The organism is Pseudogemmobacter sonorensis (assembly GCF_042762395.1).
GTDB lineage: Bacteria > Pseudomonadota > Alphaproteobacteria > Rhodobacterales > Rhodobacteraceae > Pseudogemmobacter > Pseudogemmobacter sonorensis.
This window is the reverse complement of record NZ_JBEFZE010000084.1, coordinates 1-1,255: the sequence shown is the minus strand read 5'-3', so window position 1 is coordinate 1,255 and position 1,255 is coordinate 1. Positions and strand designations below refer to the sequence as shown.

General features: G+C 59.5%; 1 pseudogene. It reads left to right on the top strand.

Annotation, left to right across the window (positions count from 1 at the left end):
• The first annotated feature begins 61 nt into the window (after positions 1 to 61).
• Positions 62 to 1,240: pseudogene (locus ABNX41_RS21800) on the top strand (IS3 family transposase).
• Positions 1,241 to 1,255 lie beyond the last annotated feature (15 nt).

The window sequence follows — 1,255 nt, the reverse complement described above, 5'->3', positions numbered from 1 at the left end:
TTTTAATAGCCCCATGTTTTTTGGCCGCCTTTTTTGCTAATTTTGAGGCAAGGAGGCCATGATGGGCACAGGCTTTTTCAGCGACGACTTCAAGCGTGACGCGGTCGCTCAGATCACCGAGCGGGGCTACCCGGTCAGCGAGGTTTCGGAATGGCTCGGGGTGAGCAAGCATTCGCTCTATGCCTGGAAGCGCAAGTTCGGGAAGTCGGCATCAGGCGAGACCGGGAAGGATGCCGAGATCCGCATGTTGAAGCGGGAGCTGGCACGGGTTTCCGAGGAGCGCGACATCCTAAAAAAAGCCACCGCGTATTTCGCCAGGGATGCAAAGTGAGATACGCGTTTGTCGCTGAGCATCGGGGACAGTTTTCCGTCCGGGCCATGTGTCGGTGCCTGCGCATTCAGCCGAGTGGGTTCTATGCTTGGCTACAGGCTCCGATGAGTGCGCGAGCCCAAGAAGACAGGCGCCAGACCGAACTGCTGCGGAGCGCCTGGGCGGAAGGCGGTAAAGTCTACGGATACCGCAAGCTGCATGACGATCTGGTTGAACAGGGCGAGAGCATCTGTCCGAACCGGGTCGCCCGGCTGGCACAGATTGCGGGGATCAAGGCTCAGATCGGCTATAAACGCCGCCCTGGCAGCTATGGCGGCAAGCCATCAGTCGTGGTCGATATCGAGCCGGTGAGCGCCACCGGTTCGAGAGAACCGGCGAGGCCTCGACCGGCAGTTCGACGTCGAGGCCCCGGACAGGGTTTGGGTGACGGACATCACCTACATCCGGACGCTGGAGGGCTTCGCCTATCTCGCGGTGGTCATCGACCTCTATTCCCGGGGCGTGATTGGTTGGTCGATGCAACGCAGGCAGACAACGGATATCGTTCTGCAGGCCCTGCTCATGGCTGTCTGGCGGCGCAAACCGAAGGGAAAGGTGCTGATCCACTCCGATCAGGGCAGCCAGTTCACCAGCATGGATTGGCCTGCGTTCCTGCGCGCTCATAATCTGGAGCACTCCATGAGCCGCCGTGGCAACTGTCATGACAATGCGGTCGCCGAGAGCTTCTTCAACCTGCTCAAGCGTGAACGGATCAGGCGCAGGACCCACCCGACGCGCGAAGAAGCGAGGCAGGACGTGTTCGATTATATCGAGATGTGCTATAACCCGAAGCGCAAGCATGCGAGAAATGGGATGCTGTCACCCGCCGAGTTCGAACGGCAGCAGATGATGAGACGCGAAGGCGTCTAAGAAACTCGGTGCTAT